The organism is Candidatus Nitrosarchaeum limnium BG20 (genome assembly GCF_000241145.1).
In the GTDB taxonomy this organism is placed as follows: Archaea; Thermoproteota; Nitrososphaeria; order Nitrososphaerales; family Nitrosopumilaceae; genus Nitrosarchaeum; species Nitrosarchaeum limnae.
Map to the genome: position 1 here is coordinate 1 of NZ_AHJG01000317.1, position 3,112 is coordinate 3,112.

General features: G+C 32.0%; 4 protein-coding genes. 1 reads left to right on the forward strand and 3 read right to left on the reverse strand.

Translation table 11 applies throughout. The features are described from left to right. Positions 1-1,118: glutamyl-tRNA reductase (hemA, locus tag BG20_RS11015; protein WP_010195432.1), on the reverse strand; the 1,118-nt coding region annotated here is incomplete at its 3' end. After that, positions 1,115-1,768 (reverse strand): precorrin-2 dehydrogenase/sirohydrochlorin ferrochelatase family protein, encoded by a 654-nt coding sequence (locus BG20_RS11020; protein ID WP_010195434.1) that lies wholly within the window; start codon positions 1,766-1,768, stop codon positions 1,115-1,117. The genes BG20_RS11020 and hemA, both read right to left, overlap by 4 nt. A gap of 104 nt (positions 1,769-1,872) precedes the next feature. On the opposite strand from BG20_RS11020, the gene ahbA reads away from it, so the two are divergent. Continuing rightward, a complete protein-coding gene (gene ahbA / locus BG20_RS11025) occupies positions 1,873-2,889 on the forward strand; it encodes a siroheme decarboxylase subunit alpha (RefSeq protein WP_010195437.1) in 1,017 nt (338 codons plus the stop codon). On the opposite strand, the gene BG20_RS13540 is transcribed toward ahbA, so the two are convergent. Continuing rightward, positions 2,886-3,112 (reverse strand): hypothetical protein (locus tag BG20_RS13540; RefSeq protein WP_010195439.1); only part of this gene is annotated, 227 nt, incomplete at its 5' end. The two genes, ahbA and BG20_RS13540, sit on opposite strands and share 4 nt — an antisense overlap.

The window sequence follows — 3,112 nt, forward strand, 5'->3', positions numbered from 1 at the left end:
ATTTTGATCTTTTTTTCGTCTTTTTCATTGAGCATCTGAAGTGCCTTTTGTAATTCTTTTTCTCTAAGTGAATCGATGTTTTTGAATACGTCTTTTACAAGTGGTTCTGCATCCAGTCTTTTCATTGAAGCCTCTAGTACAGATAATTCTTCACTAATTATATTTTCAACGCTTTTTACCTTGTTTAATCGTGTTTTCATATTCTTTTCAACCATTTCTGCAATTTGATCCAGATTCATCAGCTTTACCCTTCCTACTGTTGCAACTTTCTCATCAACTGTTCTTGGATTTGATAAATCTAAAATCATCATTCCATTTTTTCTCTCTTTCATTGCTTTGATTATTCTCTCTTGTGTAACTAGAAAGTATGGTGCAGTTGTAGCAACAAACAAAACATCATATTTTTCAAATCCTGAAAGGACCTCTTCAAATTTTATTGGTTTGCCTCCCATAGTTTCACAAAATGCCTGAGATCTTTGAAGTGTTCTGCTAGTTACTACAAAATCATACCCTCTACGTCCAAGTGATTTTGCAACAAGTGTTGATACTTCTCCTGTTCCAATTAACAAAATCTTCTTTAGTTTTAGCTCGTCAATGTTTTCTTCAGCAAGTTTGACTGCCATTGAACCTACAGAAATTCCACCTCGATTAATTCCAGTTGAGTTTCTAATTCTAGTTCCAATCCGTATTGCTTTATCAAATAGGTTGTTAAGATGTTGGCCAGATGCTTTTGCATTTCTAGCTGCTGTGATAGAGTTTTTTATCTGTCCCAGAATTTGCTCTTCACCTACTACCATTGAATCGAGTCCAGATGTAAGTTTTAGTAAATGATGCAGTGCTTCCCCATTTTCTACAAATTCTATATTTTCCTTAAATGCTTCTTCTTCTAATCCTGTCAATGATGCCCAAGTTTTTTTAATTTTATTGATATCGTAATTTTGTGCTTTTCCAAATAACTCTATTCTGTTACATGTTTGAATTATGACACACTCATCTAACCCTGAATGTTCCTTGAATTGATCATACGCATTTTCTAAATCTCTAATGGTGAATCTTTCAAGAATATGAATTGGTGAATTACGAAAAGTAACACGTGCATTTATTATGTTTTGGTTCATTTCCAATTCCTCAATATTGTGATTGCTTGCTTTTCAGCTTTTTTCAACTTTCCATCTTTTATTAACTGTTTAATCTCTTTATCGTTCATTATGCTTCGCAAATACATTTTTCTTTCATTTTGAGTTGCGATCACCTTTCTTGCCAATTCTCTTGCTTTGTTTTGAATTTTTATCTGATTAATGTCCTCTTTTGTTATGATTTTTTTAAATATCTTCTCTGATTCTTCTTTTAGTTTTTTTGACATAGCTGGACTTCTTCCACCAGTGAATATTGCTATCTGAATTATATTCGCAAAATCGATTATTGCGGGATTTGAAAAATCACTTAATTCTGGATTATCTGAGCTATATGCTATGATTTTTTTCTTTTTGGCATAATTGATAATTTTCTGATTTAATTTTTTATCATTGGTTGTTGTGATTATCATGTATGGCGTGTGTGTTAAAAAAATATTCATATTTTGTATTTTCTGTTTTTTGAATTTTATTTTTTTATTTTTCACTAGCGTCTTTATTTGATTATTTATTGCACTGCTGATTACTAAAATCTGACAGTTTTCTCTTAGCAGTGAATTAATTCGCTTTAAAGCTTCATTTCCTCCCCCTATTACAATGACTAATCTGTCATGCAGATTGAGATGAACTATCACCGATCAAAATGACCCCAGTTTCTATTTATAGATTCGATAAAACCATAATTTTCCAGCTACATTTTTAATTGAAAGACATAGTAATTGAGATATTGGCTCAATCCATGGATGAACTGGATAAAGAGATCTTAAATGAGATTCAATGGACTTTTCCTCTAACTCCAAAACCATTTGATGACATTGCAACAAAGTTTGCAACTACTCCTGAAATAATTAAATCTCGTTTACTAAATCTTAAAAAAATTGGTGTTCTTCGACAACTTAGTGCAATATTTGATACACGACGACTAGGTTACAAAAGCTCGTTGGTTGCAATGGAGATTGAACCAAGTCAATTAGAACATGTAGCAAATCAAATTAATCGTCATCCTGGTGTAAGCCATAATTATGAACGAGATCATCAGTTTAATTTATGGTTCACGTTAGCAGTACCTCCAGGTTCTGATTTGAAAACAGAGGTTGACAAGTTTTCAGTGTTGAAAGGAATTAAAAAAGTAAGAATGTTGCCTACTATTCAATTATTTAAGATTGGAGTAAAATTGGATATGGTTGATGAAAAAAAACATGATATTGCACCATCAGAAGAAAAAAAGGAAATTAAAAACATAAAGTTTGTACCTTCGGAGGAAGACAAAGAGTTTATCCGTGAATTGCAAAAAGACATGGAGATAACTGATAGGCCCTTTCTAAACTCTGCAAAAAAATTAGGACTAACTGAAGAACAATTATTTGAAAAAATGAAATATTATGAAAGTATTGGTGTGATGAGAAGATTTGCTGCAATCTTAAGACATAGAGAGGTTGGATTTACGGCAAATGGTATGATTGTGTGGAATGTGCCGAATAATAAAATTCTCGAAGTTGGTACAAAGTTAGGTGCCTTTCCTCAAGTAAGTCATTGTTATCAAAGACCAACCTATCCTGATTGGCCATACAGTGTATTTTCCATGATTCATTGTAAATCTGAAGATGAAGCAGAAGAAATGGCAAAGACAATTCAAAACCAAATCCATGTTGATGATTATAAAATATTGTTTAGTACTCGTGAGTTTAAGAAGACAAGAGTAGAATATTTTGTTGAAAGTAGTTTTAGTTTAGAAGAAACAATCCCAATTTCTTAAAACTCATTTTCATCGTGTCCAACTACATGAATTGTGCAAAAATACTGGTCATTCATGTTACAATAATAGGCTGAATTATCCCCGCATATTCTACAGGCTGGTTTCTCATCATGTTTGGATAGTTTTGTATGGTATAGTTTACTTCTAGTTACAATGATTGAATCTTTGTATATTCTTGAAATGTTTGAAAAATATTCTAAATCTTGTGGGTCTAGCTCTTTTT